Origin of the sequence: Mannheimia pernigra, from assembly GCF_013377995.1 — a bacterium.
Classification (GTDB): Bacteria; Pseudomonadota; Gammaproteobacteria; order Enterobacterales; family Pasteurellaceae; genus Mannheimia; species Mannheimia pernigra.
Genome location: NZ_CP055305.1, coordinates 975,614 through 989,937, shown reverse-complemented (window position 1 = coordinate 989,937; position 14,324 = coordinate 975,614). Strand labels below are relative to the sequence as shown.

The 14,324-nt window shown below is 41.7% G+C and carries 14 protein-coding genes and 1 riboswitch; of the genes, 6 read left to right on the top strand and 8 right to left on the bottom strand.

The window, feature by feature from the left end; all coding sequences use genetic code 11:
• Positions 1-53 precede the first annotated feature (53 nt).
• Both copM and HV560_RS04860 read left to right on the top strand, forming a co-directional pair.
• Positions 54-797 (top strand): CopM family metallochaperone, encoded by a 744-nt coding sequence (gene copM / locus HV560_RS04865; RefSeq protein WP_176812282.1) that lies wholly within the window; start codon positions 54-56, stop codon positions 795-797.
• A 174-nt stretch (positions 798-971) separates the two neighbouring features.
• A complete protein-coding gene (locus HV560_RS04860) occupies positions 972-1,919 on the top strand; it encodes an NAD(P)H-dependent flavin oxidoreductase (protein ID WP_176812281.1) in 948 nt (315 codons plus the stop codon).
• A gap of 105 nt (positions 1,920-2,024) precedes the next feature.
• Here the strand turns inward: HV560_RS04860 and HV560_RS04855 are convergent, their stop codons facing one another.
• The 8 genes from HV560_RS04855 to nrfA form a co-directional block, all read right to left on the bottom strand.
• A complete protein-coding gene (locus tag HV560_RS04855; protein ID WP_176812280.1) occupies positions 2,025-2,792 on the bottom strand; it encodes a TPR domain-containing protein in 768 nt (255 codons plus the stop codon).
• An 11-nt stretch (positions 2,793-2,803) separates the two neighbouring features.
• Positions 2,804-3,223 carry a heme lyase NrfEFG subunit NrfF gene (gene nrfF, locus HV560_RS04850; protein WP_176812279.1) on the bottom strand — a complete coding sequence of 140 codons (420 nt, stop codon included), beginning with the start codon at positions 3,221-3,223 and terminating at the stop codon, positions 2,804-2,806.
• Complete coding sequence (locus tag HV560_RS04845; RefSeq protein WP_176812278.1) at positions 3,213-3,746, bottom strand: redoxin family protein; 534 nt, start codon at positions 3,744-3,746, stop codon at positions 3,213-3,215. Before HV560_RS04845 ends, nrfF begins: the two co-directional genes overlap by 11 nt.
• Before the next feature lie 3 nt (positions 3,747-3,749).
• Complete coding sequence (nrfE, locus tag HV560_RS04840) at positions 3,750-5,663, bottom strand: heme lyase NrfEFG subunit NrfE (protein WP_176812277.1); 1,914 nt, start codon at positions 5,661-5,663, stop codon at positions 3,750-3,752.
• Between the two features lie 147 nt (positions 5,664-5,810).
• The gene (gene nrfD, locus HV560_RS04835; RefSeq protein WP_176812276.1) at positions 5,811-6,779 is read right to left on the bottom strand and encodes a cytochrome c nitrite reductase subunit NrfD; all 969 of its coding nucleotides are present in this window, start codon (positions 6,777-6,779) and stop codon (positions 5,811-5,813) included.
• Positions 6,779-7,456, bottom strand: a complete 678-nt coding sequence (gene nrfC, locus HV560_RS04830; protein WP_159629183.1) for a cytochrome c nitrite reductase Fe-S protein — start codon at positions 7,454-7,456, stop codon at positions 6,779-6,781. Before nrfC ends, nrfD begins: the two co-directional genes overlap by 1 nt.
• Positions 7,456-8,112, bottom strand: coding sequence for a cytochrome c nitrite reductase pentaheme subunit (gene nrfB / locus HV560_RS04825; RefSeq protein WP_176812275.1), 657 nt, complete (start codon positions 8,110-8,112; stop codon positions 7,456-7,458). Before nrfB ends, nrfC begins: the two co-directional genes overlap by 1 nt.
• An 18-nt stretch (positions 8,113-8,130) precedes the next feature.
• Entirely contained in the window at positions 8,131-9,615 is a 1,485-nt protein-coding gene (gene nrfA / locus HV560_RS04820; protein ID WP_176807962.1) for an ammonia-forming nitrite reductase cytochrome c552 subunit, read from the bottom strand.
• 301 nt (positions 9,616-9,916) lie between these two features.
• Here nrfA and ilvG point away from each other — a divergent pair, with 301 nt between their 5' ends.
• The 4 genes from ilvG to HV560_RS04800 all read left to right on the top strand — a co-directional run bounded on the left by ilvG (position 9,917) and on the right by HV560_RS04800 (position 14,253).
• Positions 9,917-11,569, top strand: a complete 1,653-nt coding sequence (ilvG, locus tag HV560_RS04815) for an acetolactate synthase 2 catalytic subunit (RefSeq protein WP_176812834.1) — start codon at positions 9,917-9,919, stop codon at positions 11,567-11,569.
• Between the two features lie 9 nt (positions 11,570-11,578).
• The gene (gene ilvM, locus HV560_RS04810) at positions 11,579-11,797 is read left to right on the top strand and encodes an acetolactate synthase 2 small subunit (protein ID WP_159629179.1); all 219 of its coding nucleotides are present in this window, start codon (positions 11,579-11,581) and stop codon (positions 11,795-11,797) included.
• Positions 11,798-11,957: 160 nt separating this feature from the next.
• Positions 11,958-12,062, top strand: a riboswitch (TPP riboswitch).
• Between the two features lie 63 nt (positions 12,063-12,125).
• Positions 12,126-12,938: a hydroxyethylthiazole kinase gene (thiM, locus tag HV560_RS04805; protein ID WP_159629178.1), complete on the top strand. Its 813-nt coding sequence runs from the start codon at positions 12,126-12,128 to the stop codon at positions 12,936-12,938.
• A complete protein-coding gene (locus HV560_RS04800; protein ID WP_176812274.1) occupies positions 12,931-14,253 on the top strand; it encodes an MFS transporter in 1,323 nt (440 codons plus the stop codon). Before thiM ends, HV560_RS04800 begins: the two co-directional genes overlap by 8 nt.
• Positions 14,254-14,324: the final 71 nt, after the last annotated feature.

Here is a 14,324-nt window from a genome sequence, read left to right as displayed (position 1 = left end):
GACTTATGTTTGCCCAATGTTTGCCAAATCCCATTTTGATAAGGAAAACTGTAATGAAAATGTTTAAAAACCGTGCCGTACAATTATCTGCCCTTGCCCTTATTTTGGCGACTTTAACCGCTTGTGCCGACGGCAAAAACGAAGTGCCGACGCACTCGATGGTAGGCGACAATAACCACACCCAAACCACCCACGACAGCCCAAATAACCAAAACGGGCACGCAGAGATGAACCACGCTAATATGAACCACTCTGCTATGGCGATGGACACTCAAAATGCTCCGCCCCATACCCAAGCCTATCTTGCAATGATGAACAAGATGGGCGATGAGATGAGCAAAGCGGGCAATCTTGCCGATGCTGATACTGCTTTTGCCAAAGGTATGATTCCGCACCATATCGGAGCAGTTGAGATGGCAAAAGTACAGCTTGAATATGGTAAAGATGAAACAATGAGAAAACTTGCCCAAGCGATTATTGATGGGCAACAAGCCGAAATTGACTTGATGAATGGCTGGCTGAATGGCAAAGACACGACCACCCAAAACGCCAACGCCCCACACGCCAAAGCCTATGCCTTGGACAATTCACACAGCGAAATGATGACGGCAATTTATGAGACCGACCCTGATGTCGCCTTTGCCAAAGCGATGATTCCCCACCACAAGGGAGCGGTCAATATGGCAAAAGTGCAATTAGAATACGGCAAAGATAAAGCAATGCAAGATTTAGCAAAGCAAATCATCAATGCCCAAGAGCCTGAAATTAAGCTGATGGAAGATTGGCTAAAACAGTAGGGGCAATAAGGCAAAAGCACCGTTTTTGATAAAGCGGTGTTTTTATTTTAAAAACTTTCAGGCAGTCTGAAAATAATATTTCCAAAAACGAAAACCACCTTTCCAAAAACCGCCATTCCCTTACCAGTTTTTAAATCTTATAATACCCCCATTCCAACCAAACAGAGCAATTTTATGAACCGCATTAGCCAAATCTTAAACATCAAACACCCCATTGTCCAAGCCCCAATGTCGTGGCTGACGGACGCTCATCTGGTGGCAAGCGTGGCGGACGCTGGCGGACTGGGCTTTTTAGCCCCACACGCAGGGCAGACGACCAACCCAAGCTCCAACGAAGAAGTTTTAGAGCGTATGCGTAACGAAATCCATAAGGTCAAAGCCTTGACCGATAAGCCCTTTGGCGTGCCGTTTATGCTGTCTTATGATTTGTCGCTCATTCCCTTAATGGTGGATTTGCTGATTGACGAGAGTGTGCCTGTGGTGCTGGACAACGGCTGGCTTGACCCTGCCATTTACGCCAAACTCAAAACTGCGGGCATCAAAATCATCTGCCGTCTGCCCAATCCCAATTTGACCGATGCCCTAAAAGCCCAAAAACTTGGGGCGGATATTTTGGTTTTGACAGGCTTTGACGAAGGCGGAACTTTGCCGATGAAAGAAGTGGGCAGTTTTAGCGTTTTGGCAGAGTTTGTCGGTAAGGTGGATTTGCCCATAATGCTTGCAGGGGGCATTGGCGACAAAAAAGCGGTGCAAGCAAGTTTGGTACTAGGGGCAGAAGGTGTGTGGGTTGGCACAGCGTTTATCGCCACAACCGAGTGCCGAAGCCATCAAAAAGTCAAAGAATGGATTGTCAATTCAACGGCTAATGATTTGTTATTGTTTCGCACCGAGCCGTATTATTACCGCTCATTGCCAACCACACTTGCCCAAAAATGCTTTGAACTTAGTGAAAATGGGGCGAGCCGTAGCGAGATTGCAGTCGTTATGAATGCAGGCACGGGAATGCGTTTGGGTATGCTAGAAGGCGATTTTGATAATGGCTATGTGTCGGTGGGTACAGGCATATCACAAATTGACAAAATCAAAAGCGTACAAGAATTGATTGATGAATTGATGAATTGATGAATTGATGAATTGATTTTCAAAATAAAACATCGTTTAAATAGGAATTTAGACGCTGCTTTTTGTTCGTCATGTTCAACATCTCTAGAAAAATACCACTTATATTTATTTTCCTTGTTGCCCTTCCAAGATCTGCCTCGTCATCTCCATACTTTGAATGATGGCTCGGCGATTAATTGCATTATCGTTTCCATCTAACACTTTTCGCCAATAATCTAGTGCTTGTTGGTAGTTATTATTTAAAAAGCCATCTGAAGCTCGTAACAACAAACTGGCACTTTCATTCTTATCTAAGCTCAATGCTTCATCAATCATTGCACTGATTTCTTTGTTCATTTTCTGCCCATTATCATAATAACGAGCCGTTGCGATTGCGCCTAAAATCGCCGCTTTTTTACCGAGTAGTTTTTGAGCATTGTCATAGCAAACTAAGGCTGAATCGAAGTCATTACTTAACACATAAGCCTGCCCTAGCTCATACCACAAGTCGCCATTATTGGGGTTCTCTCTTAACTGATTTTGTAGGCTGATAATGTAGCGTTCATTTTTTGACGTGCCGTGAGCTTCACTCATTTGTTGCTGAAAATCTTTGTGGACGTTCAAGCCTTCTTGTACAACTTGATAACGCCCTGAGAAACTATAGTAAGCAACGCCTAACAATAAAATTGCAAGAAGTGAAAGTGTTGTCATTCTAGCAAGCGGTCGCTTTTTAGCATTATTTTGCAACTCACTTTGTTCAAATTGAGCTTTCTCGAACTGGTAACGCTGCTCTGCCTCACGCTCATATTCTTGCTTCACATCATCTGCAAACTGTTGAGCAAATTTGACCGCTTGTTGGTAATTTTCTCTGCTTAATTGATCGCGACTTTCCATTATATTTACTCTTATTTCATTTCTTTTTTTCGGGTTCGCCATAAAATGGCAAGAAATAACAAACTAAATAGCCCAACAGGTAAACCCCAAAGTACCCAAGTTTGTGACGTAAGTGGTGGGTTATAATTTACAAAATTACCGAAGCGGTCCGTCATAATGCGGATAATTTCCTCATTGCTTTTCCCCTCACTCACCATTTCATAAACTTCAATCCGCAAGTTATAAGCTGCAGTCGCGTTCGATTCAACCAAATTTTGGTTTTGGCACTGTAAGCAGCGTAAAGCGCGAGCAAGTGAGATTGCCCTCACTCGGTCTGCCTCATTTTTAAATTGAAAGGTATCCACCATATCCGCTTGAACTATGGCAGCCATACCAAATACAAGCGGTAGAATTAGCCAAATTTTTTGCAAAAATGACCGCTTACTTTTCATTACGTAGCACCTCTAACTTTGGCAAAAAATCTTGGGCAAAATCAGGGTTGTAGCCTTTTTGCTGGTAACGCACAATGCCGTTACGATCTATCAAATAAGTTGAAGGTGCTGAAGAAACCTTAAGCATTTGAATTAAAACGCCTTTTTCGTAGTCATCAATAATTAGGCTAAACGGATTTCCCCAATTTTCTAACGCTTTCAGTGCATCATTTGGGCGATCGCTGTAGGTTAAGCCGACAATCGGTACGCCTCGCTGTTTTAGTTCTAACAAAATTGGAAATTCTTTAATGCACCAAGTACACCAGCTCGCCCACACATTGAGAATATAAGGCTCTTTCGGTAGGCTGTTATTGTTCAAATGGGCGTTGCTATCGAGCAAATTCTTGCCCACAAATTCTGGAAATGGCTTGCCCTGCCAATCTTCCGTTGGAGAAAGGGCATCTTTATTTATGAGTGGAACAGAAAGAAAGCCTACAATGGCAATCAGGAGACACAGCGGAATCAGTAAAAATATTTTCTTCATTTTTTAGTCTTTATTTGAAAAAGAGGGTCTGCAATACCCCAACAACGCCAGCAATGCACCTAAAATCATAATCAGCCCACCAAGCCACAGGGCTTGTACATAAGGCTTGTAGTGTAGGCGGAAAGCATATTCTAGGTGACCAAATTTATCGCCCATTACAATGTAAATGTCGTCCAAATAGTGGTGGTATAGCCCTACTTCTGCCATTGTCATCGTACGAACATCATAATATCGTCTTTCTGGCATCACATTAGCGAGAGTTTCACCTTCTTTACTAATCGAGAAAACGGCTTGCTCAGCCGTGTAGTTTGGGCCAATTAAATCATTGTAATCTTCATATTTGAAAGTATAACCTGCTAATTCAGCCTGCTCACCTACTTTTAAGCGAACGCCGATTTCATCGCCGTAATAACTGTTCATCATTGCGCCAACCACGCCTACTGCAAAGCCAATGTGAGCTAATCGCATTGCAAGCGGGCGGATGTTAAACATAAATCGCAAATAGGGAATGTGAGTTAGAATAATCCAGATCGCAAGGCTTATAAACACAATTGGCAATAACACCAACTCAAAATGCGGTCGGGTGGAAATAGAATGATAAATCAGCCCTATAGCGATAGCAAATGCTACTGGAAATAGCCATAATTTCACTAAAATTTGTTTGATTGGGAGCTGCTTCCAACGTAACGTAGTCGCCAAGCTCATCATAATCATCAGCAATAAAGCAAGAGGGGCAAACACACTATTGAAATAAGGTGCTCCAACTGAAATTGCGCCCCAGTTCATCATAGTGAAGATCATTGGGTAGAATGTGCCCAATAACACGACGCAAGCAGCTACACTGAATAAACCGTTAATCATCAGAAAGGCGGTTTCTTTTGACAGCAAATTAAACTGAACTTTGCCTTGCCATAACGTTGCTCTAAATGCAAAAAGTGCTAAGGCGATAAAGCTGAGGCTGAAAAATAATATCAGCAACGCCATTCCACGATCAGGATCAATGGCAAATGCGTGAACAGACGTTAAAACACCAGAGCGAACAATAAATGTGCCTAATAAGCTCAATGCAAAGGCAAAAATAGCGAGTAAAATCGTCCAGTAATAGAACACCCCACGCTGCTGGCTTACAATTAAACTATGCACAAGGGCAGTACCTAACAACCAGGGCATTAATGAAGCATTTTCAACAGGATCCCAGAACCACCAGCCACCCCATCCTAGTTCATAATACGCCCACCAAGCCCCTAAAAGGATTCCCGCAGTAAGAAATCCCCACGAAATCATCGCCCACGGGCGAATCCAACGCATTATGGCAGCATCCATTCCACCTGAAATCAACGCAGCGACAATCATCGCAAAGCTCACTGCAAAGCCAACATAGCCTAAATAAAGCAACGGAGGATGGAAAATCAAGCCAATATCTTGCAACATTGGGTTGAGATCTCGTCCTTCTGGCGGCGGTGGAAAGCCTCGTTCAAAAGGATTAGAGACAAATAAAATAAAAAGCAAAAAACCAAGTGAAATTAGCCCAAGCATTACTAAGGTTCGATGAGCAAACAAGCGGTCAATTTTCGAGGAAAATGTACAAAATACGGCTGACCAAAGCACTAACGCCATAAGCCAAAACAGCATTGAACCTTCATGTCCACCCCAAGAGGCTGCAAATTTAAAAAAGTGAGGAAGTTGGATATTAGAGTGAGCAGCAACATAAATCACGGAGAAATCATCAGTTAAAAAAGCACAAACTAAGGCAAAAAAGGAAATGCTTATGAAAGCAGCTTGCAAATAGGTAAACAAAGACGATAACGCCAGCCAATGATATTGCTTACGAACTTCGCCCCATATCGCAAAACTGACTTGAAAAATGGCTGTAATCGCTGCCAATAAAAGTGAAAAATAGCCCAGTTCAGGTAGCATAAATTATCCAAAAAATAACCGCTTGTGAAGAAAAATTAGCAAAGAATATAATATACACTCAAGTAGATTTCCCTCTTTAGCAAAGAGGGGAGCGAGATCTCAAAAAAGAACTAGCTCCCATAACAATGATTTTATTCAATGTTGCCTTTAGCTTGCCACAGTAAGCTGCCCTGCGTAAAGAATAAAGTAACGTAAACAGAGTACACCGATTAAATCGAAAACAGAAATCAAGATAATAAATTTTACGTTATGCTTTAAGCGATGGCTGCCAAAAATATTGGCAATCAGCGGAATGGCAATACCGATGAGCATTACCCCAATCCAGAAAAGCGTTCCCCAAAAGCCACTAAGTGCATTCGTTAAAGCAAGTGATTTATCTGCTCCACCAAAGTGTAATCCTACGAAGAACGCAACAATTAAGCCGAGTTCCGTTACCATAATAGGCACTTCAAATTTGTGCATAAAGTAAATTTCGTGGCTTTCACCTGATAATTTGCCAGCCAGTAGCACCATTAAGAATGTTGCTGCAATACCCGATGATGCACCAGAAGCTAAGAATAACGCTGGCAATACAGGGTTATTTAACATTGGGTAACTAATTAACGCTGAAAGTAGGAAACCTGTATACGCCCCGAGTACAGCGGCTAATACAAATAAGATAAATTCAATCGGTTTTAGGAGTTTTGCCTCAAGCGTATCAATCCAACCTAACAATAATTTTAATGATGGAAGATAACGATTGATAAAAACAGCCACCCAATCTTTAAACATAATAGCAATCCAAACAAGCAAGACGGCCATATAAAGTTGGAATAACATTACCCCCATAGACATTACCGATGTACCACTGTAGTTAAACATTAACTTCCAGAAGGTCCAAGGCTTTGTTAAATGAAAAATTAATAACGTTAAACCAATTAATGTTGGCAATATGCCAAGTATTGCGCCACTACGAATAATCCAGTTCTGGCTCGGTTTTTCAAGTTTGGCTCCACTATTACGGTAAGCAATCGCTAACTGAACTGCTCCTGATGAAATACCCAGTAAGAACAAGTAAATAGCAATTGTGCCATCCCAAACAAGGTTTGGGGTTTGGAAAGGGACATATTCATTCATTATCTACGCTCTCCTTTACCAAATGGAATGTGATATAAGTTAGGCTCTGTGCCTAATGAGATCTTGGTACGATAAACAAAATTATGTTTCACTTTATGGAAAATATCGCTATTTGGATCATTCATATCACCAAAAGTTAAGGCTTTAGTCGGACAAACCTCAACACAGGCTGGTTGTTTACCCTCTGCTAAGTTAGTATCACGGCAAAAGTTACATTTATCGGCAGATTTTTTCTCAGGATGAATAAAACGAACACGGTACGGGCAAACCGCAATACAATATTGACAACCTACGCACAAATCTGCATTTACATCAACAATCCCAGTTTCAGAATCAATGAATGATGCACCTGTTGGGCAAACACTCACACAAGGGGCATGAGTACAATGTTGGCAAGATTGACGGAAAAATTCATATTGTACATTTGGAAATTCACCAAATGGCTCGCTACGAATAATTTCTAAACGAGATACACCTTCAGGCACCTTATTCGTAGTACGGCAAGCGTCCATACAAGCGGTACAACCAATGCAAGCAGTTTCATCGTGTACCATCGCATAGCGAATTTTCTTTTGTTCTTTCTCAGTAGCAAGAGTTATAGAGGTGGCAAGCCCTGTGCTTGCCACAACTGCGATAGCACTAGCCCCTGAGACGAAATCTCTACGGGTGCAAGTCATTATTTCGCTCCTTTTGCTTCTCTAGCTTTCATTTCAGGATTTTTGAATTCGCCTGAATGAATTTTGGTATGACAATCCGTACAAAGTTTAATGCGATCTTTTTCAGGAATGCCTTTCATTGGATCTTTTTCTGGGTGAATCTCGTGACAGTTTGTACAAGTAATTTTAGTTGCGTGTGTGTCGTGAGCCCAGAATTTCTCACGTAATTTCTCTGGAGTATGGCAAGCTACACAAACTTGGTTTTGTTCATTAATAGAACGCTCAAGATCTGCATTACTTGCTTTACCGTGAGGGTTAAAACGCATTACATCTTTTACTCCTTTACGGTGGCTTTCAGACATATTGCCGTGGCAGCTCACACAAGTGAGTTGCTCGCCAGTATTCGGGCTTTTCACCTCTTTTTGGAAATGTTTTCCTGCGTGATGGAAAGGTTTACCCGTTGCATTAGCAGATTCGTGGCACTGAGTACAATATTTGTTTGGGTCACGTCTTGCATCAGTCGCAATTTGTGCATCATCTACTTTTTCTGATTGCCAAAGTGGCTTTGGTTGTTCAGGCATTACCGCATTTGCACTAGAAATTGCAAAAAAAACTGCAAATATGACCGCTTGTACTGGGGCAATTAATCGCCCCGTTTTTAAGATTACATTTTTCATAGTTCACCTCAAGCTACATTATTTTGTATCTGCTTTTGGTGCATCTTCTGCTGGCAACAAGCCTTTCGCACGAGCTTCTTTTTCCCATTGTGGAACAACAGTTTTTAAGAATTCATCTTTCGCGGCTTGATCTTTAGGAATATCTAAACCAATTGCTTTTTGAGCTTTCTCTTTAGTTGAAATATCAGGAATTGCAACAGGCGTTGCTACACCGTGTTTCGCTAGTACCACACCAAGTGCCGCACGCGCATCTGCTGCACGATCAATACCCGTTGCAATAGTGCGTAACATAACATCTGGTGCGTGGAAGTGATTACCGTGACCTGCAGCTGAATAGTCCCAACGCCATTGGGCATGACGAATTGCAGTTAAAATGTCTTTCATCTCATCTTGTGTTGCCCCTGCGTCCCAAGCTGCTTTCGCTTCAAAATGAGCTTTCACTAATTGATCTTCTAAACGGATCATTGCCTCTTTAACATCGTGTTTATACTCTTTAACACGTTTTTGTAATGTTTCCTTACTTTGCTCGTGACAAGTCTTACAGGTTGATTCAAAGTTATCAAATGGATTACCGATTTTATGATCAGTATAAACGTTACCCTCTTTATCTTTCACTTTAGGCATATGGCAGTCAATACAAGTTACGCCGTTTTTGCCGTGAGTACCTTGTGACCAAACTTCAAAATCTGGATGCTGTGTTTTTAACATCGGAGCTTTAGATAAAGCGTGAGTCCAGTCGGTAAAATTGATTTCATCATAATATTTCTCGATGCTATCCACATCTACGCCGTTTTTCCAAGGGAAAGTAACATCTTTCTTATCTTTAAAATAGTATTCCACGTGGCAGTTCGCACAGACTGCTGGGCGTTTGCCGTGTTTGTCTAACTCTTCAAATTTCCAGCCGATAGTATTTAAGGCACGCAATACGTGAGGACGAGCTACTTGTAACGCTGGTTTACCTTGTTTAAATTCTTCTGAGTTAGTATCGTGGCAGTCAGCACAACCGATAGAGTTCACGATTTCTGAACCATATTTTGCCCATTTAGGATCAAAATAACCACGCTCACCTTTCTCTTCAATTAAGCGGGCGACATCAGGGCCTTTACACGTCCAGCAAGCCATTGGCTGTGGACCATCATTTTCATCTTTTGGTGCACCAGTACGCAAAATATCACGCACATCAGTAATCGCATAATAGTGACCACGGGGTTTGTTATAGTCTTTAGAGAAGGCATAGCCTGCCCATAACACCACATAACGTGGATCTGCTGCTAATGCACTACCACGATCTGTTGATTCGGAAGTTGCTTTCCAAGAGTTATATTGCAACGGATATTTTTCTGCAAAAGTATGGTTTGCAGAATTAATTGTTACCCCTAATTTTTCGTGTTTAAGTGCTTTATCTGTTAAAGACTCTTTTTTTGCTTCTTCAGCTAAAGCTGGTTGTAAACACCCCAATATTGAAATTGTCACCGTTATTAGGCTTTTTGCTAAAAATTTCATTTTGGTTCTCCCACTCAGATAAAAATCATCAAAAATATAAATAAGGATTTTGCCTATTAAATTAATAAGGAAATCCTATAACTCATTTGGGAGAATATTCAATTTAAATCAACTCGACTATCTCAAAGTGAAGATTTATTGAATTAAATCAATAAAACCCTGAAAAAATACCTCTTAATGGTTAATTTGAAATCTAAAAAGCACTTTTATTTAGTGCAAAAATAGAGTTTAAAAAATGATAAATTTATGGTATCTATACAGCTCATTTTTACATAATAAAAAATCTCAAGGACACAACATAATGAATGGTGCAAGATTAATTACTGAAAGCCTAAAAGCTCACGCTGTGACCACGATTTTTGGCTACCCAGGTGGTGCAATTATGCCCACCTACGATGCCATCTACGACTCAGGTTTAGATCATCTGCTCTGTCGCAATGAACAAGGTGCAGCAATGGCGGCGATTGGTTACGCACGCTCAACTGGCAAAGTAGGCGTTTGTATTGCCACTTCAGGACCAGGTGCAACCAATCTAATTACTGGCTTAGGTGATGCAGCCTTAGACTCCATTCCTGTCGTTGCAATTACAGGGCAGGTTGCCAGCCACTTAATCGGTACCGACGCTTTCCAAGAAGCCGATGTGTTAGGCTTATCACTTGCTTGCACCAAACACAGCTTCATCGTACAGAATATCGAAGAACTACCTGAAATTTTAGCCCTTGCCTTTCAAATTGCCCAAAGTGGCAGACCTGGCCCAGTTCTAGTTGATGTACCACGTGATATACAATTAGCCACAACGAATGCTAAGCCTATTGTCTATGCCAAAGAAAAAGCCTCTGCACAAAATAAAGCACAATTAGCACAAGCTAAGCAACTATTGCTAGAGGCAAAAAAACCTGTACTTTACGTTGGTGGTGGTGTGGGTATGGCAGAAGGCGTACAAGCGGTCAGAAATTTTGCAAAAATTGCAAATATCCCCTCTGTTTCCACCCTAAAAGGCTTAGGCACAATTGATCCAACCGATCCGCTTTATATGGGAATGATCGGAATGCACGGCACAAAAGCTGCAAACTATGCAGTACAAGAGTGTGATTTACTGATTGCCTGCGGTGCACGTTTTGACGACCGTGTAACAGGTAAATTAGATACTTTTGCCCCACACGCAAAAGTCATTCATATTGATATTGATAATGCGGAAATCAATAAACTACGCCAAGCACAAATTGCGTTAAAAGGTGATCTAATTGAGGCTGTAAATAGCTTAGCTCAGCCATTAAACATTGATTTATGGCGTGACAATGTGCGTAATCTCAAGCAGCAGTTTGATTTCCAATATCAAGAAAATAGTGGTGAAGGACATATTGATTCTACGGCGTTGTTGCACACTCTTTCAGAGCGTAAATCTCCAAATAGTGTAGTCACAACAGACGTAGGGCAGCACCAAATGTGGTCGGCACAACACCTCACTTATAATGATCCGAAAAACTATATCACCTCAGCTGGTTTTGGTTCAATGGGATTTGGTTTACCTGCTGCAATTGGAGCCCAAGTTGCTCGCCCTAATGACCAAGTGATTGTCATTACAGGTGATGGCTCAATTATGATGAATATCCAAGAACTTGGTACAATCAAGCGAGCCAATTTACCTGTTAAAATTTTACTGTTAGATAACCAACGCTTAGGTATGGTTCGTCAATGGCAATCGCTCTTCTTCCTCGGTCGCCACAGCCAAACAATTTTAGACGACAATCCCGATTTCGTTATGCTCGCTAAAGCCTTTGATATTGAGGGCGAACGTATTGAAAAGGCTTGCGAAGTTTCGGACGGAATTGACCGCTTGTTAAATGCCAAAGGGGCATATTTACTTCACGTTTGCATTCCACAAGAAGAAAACGTTTGGCCACTTGTTCCACCTGGTGCTTGTAATGCCGATATGCTAGATGATGATATATAGGAGAACCAAATGGCACACTACCAATTAACGATTAAAGCGAACAAACGCCCAGAAACCTTAGAGCGTATTTTGCGTGTGATCCGCCACCGTGGATTTGAGGTGAAAAGTTTGAATGTGGAAGAAAATGATACCGTATTTGACTTAAAACTCACCCTAACCAGCCAACGCCCGCTTTCACTATTAACTCATCAATTAGACAAATTGTTTGATGTGATCGAAATCAACTAATCTTTTTAATACCGTGTAGAAAATACACGGTTTTTTTCGCTAAAAACTGACCATTCTCTCCTCAGAACAAATTGTTTAGCAAGCCGTGCCGAAAAATGGCTTAGAAACAAAGTAGCGATAATCTACTTTACAACCCTTTTTTTAAAGATTATATTAGCCACTCATTTAGTCGGGGTGCTTGCCTTATACCCATAATGCAAGCTGAGAAATACCCGTTGAACCTGATGCAGTTAGCACTGACGTAGGAAACTAAAAGCAAGCCAAATCTCCGCTGTTCATTCCCCGTTTGTGTTGGTGCGTTTCTTTTTTCAACCTTGAGGAATAAACGATGACCAAATCATTTCAACCACGCTTTTTGCAAAAAATTCGGCAAAATCGACCGCTTGTTCACAACATTACTAATATTGTTGCAGCCAATTTTTCCGCCAATGGCTTATTGGCTCTCGGTGCTTCGCCAATTATGGCTGCAGCCATTGAAGAAATGGAAGATATGCCTAAACTAAGTTCTGCCTTGGTAATCAATATCGGCACATTAATCGGAAAAGAAATCGATGCAATGGTGCTTGCTGGCAAAACGGCCAACCATTTAGGTATCCCTGTTCTACTCGACCCTGTGGGCGTTGGGGCAACATCATTTCGTCGCCAAACCGTTGAAACGTTACTAAACGAAATTCAATTTACCGCTATTCGAGGTAATGCCGGGGAGCTAGCAACTATCGCAGGAGTAGATTGGCAAGCCAAGGGGGTTGATGCTGGAGAAGGCTCACACAATATGGTAGAAATCGCCAAACAAGTTGCTAAACGCTACCAAACCCTAATCGCCATCAGTGGTGAAGCCGATGTAGTAAGCGATGGCTTACGCACAGTTTTAGTGAAAAATGGCAGCCCAATGTTCCCACAAATTACGGCTTCTGGCTGCTTACTCAGTGCAGTATGCGGAGCATTTTTAGCCGTAGCAGAAAAAGATCAATACTTTAATTCACTGATTGAGGCTTGCACTGCTTATGCCGTTTCTGGCGAAATTGCCGCCCAATCTCTCAAATCAACCGAGTATGGACAATTTGCCGTTAATCTTTTAAATGAATTAGGCGCTTTAACAACAGAAGCCATCACACAATATGCAAAGGTGGAATATGTCTAATACTCATCACACACAATCAAGCCCAGCAAAAGTAGCAATTGCCTCAATGGTCGGTACCGCGATTGAATATTTTGACAATTATATTTACACAATGGCAGCCGTACTGGTATTTAATGTACAGTTTTTCAATAGTGATGACCCTGTATCAAACCAATTAATGTCACTTTCTGTGCTAGCTCTTGCCTTTTTCACTCGCCCGATGGGATCAATTCTTTTTGGACATTTTGGCGATAAATATGGCAGAAAACAAACACTTATCGCCTCGCTCCTGTTAATGGGATTATCCACTGTAGCTATCGGCTTGCTACCAAACTATGCTGCAATTGGTATTTGGGCAACGGTGCTGCTCTGTTTGTGCCGTATAGGGCAAGGTTTGGGCTTAGGTGGCGAATGGGGCGGTGCAGCCTTAGTTGCAACTGAACACGCACCGAAACACAAGCGGGCATTTTTTGGCATTTTTCCGCAAATGGGAGCGCCAATCGGCTTATTGTTAGCCAACGGAGCGTTTTATCTCGTAAACCTAATTTATGGCGAGCAAGCCTTCCTCGACTGGGCGTGGCGGATTCCATTTGTAGCGTCTATTGTGATGATTTTTATCGGCTTATACATCCGTATTAAAATCAGCGAAAGCCCAATTTTTCTGAAAGCGGAGCAACAAGGAAAAAATCACCACACACCGCTGAAAACATTATTTAGCAAGCATTTCAAACCCTTTATTATCGGCGTACTGATTGCGACTGCTGGCTATGTTCTATTCTATATTTTGGTTGCCTTTACTCCCATTTTCGTGAAAAGTCCTGTGGCAATTTCTAAGGCTGGCTATGCAACAGGCTTAGGCTTGCCTGCCAATCTCTACACCAAATATTTACTGATTACTTCGGTAATTTTTGGTATCGCCATTTTCTTCTCTGGCTTATATTCCGACCGCATTGGTCGCCGATTATTACTACTGATTGCCACTGGGGCAACAGTAATTTACGGTCTCAGTATGCCCTTCTTCTTAGAAAACGGCACACCAATCTCGATCTTCATTTTCTTGAGCATCGGAATGATCTTAATCGGCTTAAGCTTCGGTCCAATGGCAGTCATCTTACCTGAATTATTCCCCACTGAAGTCCGCTACACAGGGGCATCGCTTGCTTATACCACCGCGGGTATTTTAGGGGCAAGCGTATTCACCATTGTGGCAGTGAAAATTAACGAAAACTTCGGCTTATTTGGGGTTGGAGGCTATTTAGCCGCCGCTTCATTACTCAGCTTCTGGGCATTGTGGCAAGTTCACGAAACCAAAGATTTGGAATTAGCGGAAATTTAACCCACAAAAATAAGGGCAAACTCATCTGTTTGCCCTCATAATTTGCAAAAATTTAGCTAAATTTAACCGCT

Coding starts and splice junctions, on each gene's coding strand:
- copM (WP_176812282.1), top strand. CDS start 54: ATGAAAATGTTTAAAAACCGTGCCGTACAATTATCTGCCCTTGCCCTT.
- HV560_RS04860 (WP_176812281.1), top strand. CDS start 972: ATGAACCGCATTAGCCAAATCTTAAACATCAAACACCCCATTGTCCAA.
- HV560_RS04855 (WP_176812280.1), bottom strand. CDS start 2,792: ATGGAAAGTCGCGATCAATTAAGCAGAGAAAATTACCAACAAGCGGTC.
- nrfF (WP_176812279.1), bottom strand. CDS start 3,223: ATGAAAAGTAAGCGGTCATTTTTGCAAAAAATTTGGCTAATTCTACCG.
- HV560_RS04845 (WP_176812278.1), bottom strand. CDS start 3,746: ATGAAGAAAATATTTTTACTGATTCCGCTGTGTCTCCTGATTGCCATT.
- nrfE (WP_176812277.1), bottom strand. CDS start 5,663: ATGCTACCTGAACTGGGCTATTTTTCACTTTTATTGGCAGCGATTACA.
- nrfD (WP_176812276.1), bottom strand. CDS start 6,779: ATGAATGAATATGTCCCTTTCCAAACCCCAAACCTTGTTTGGGATGGC.
- nrfC (WP_159629183.1), bottom strand. CDS start 7,456: ATGACTTGCACCCGTAGAGATTTCGTCTCAGGGGCTAGTGCTATCGCA.
- nrfB (WP_176812275.1), bottom strand. CDS start 8,112: ATGAAAAATGTAATCTTAAAAACGGGGCGATTAATTGCCCCAGTACAA.
- nrfA (WP_176807962.1), bottom strand. CDS start 9,615: ATGAAATTTTTAGCAAAAAGCCTAATAACGGTGACAATTTCAATATTG.
- ilvG (WP_176812834.1), top strand. CDS start 9,917: ATGAATGGTGCAAGATTAATTACTGAAAGCCTAAAAGCTCACGCTGTG.
- ilvM (WP_159629179.1), top strand. CDS start 11,579: ATGGCACACTACCAATTAACGATTAAAGCGAACAAACGCCCAGAAACC.
- thiM (WP_159629178.1), top strand. CDS start 12,126: ATGACCAAATCATTTCAACCACGCTTTTTGCAAAAAATTCGGCAAAAT.
- HV560_RS04800 (WP_176812274.1), top strand. CDS start 12,931: ATGTCTAATACTCATCACACACAATCAAGCCCAGCAAAAGTAGCAATT.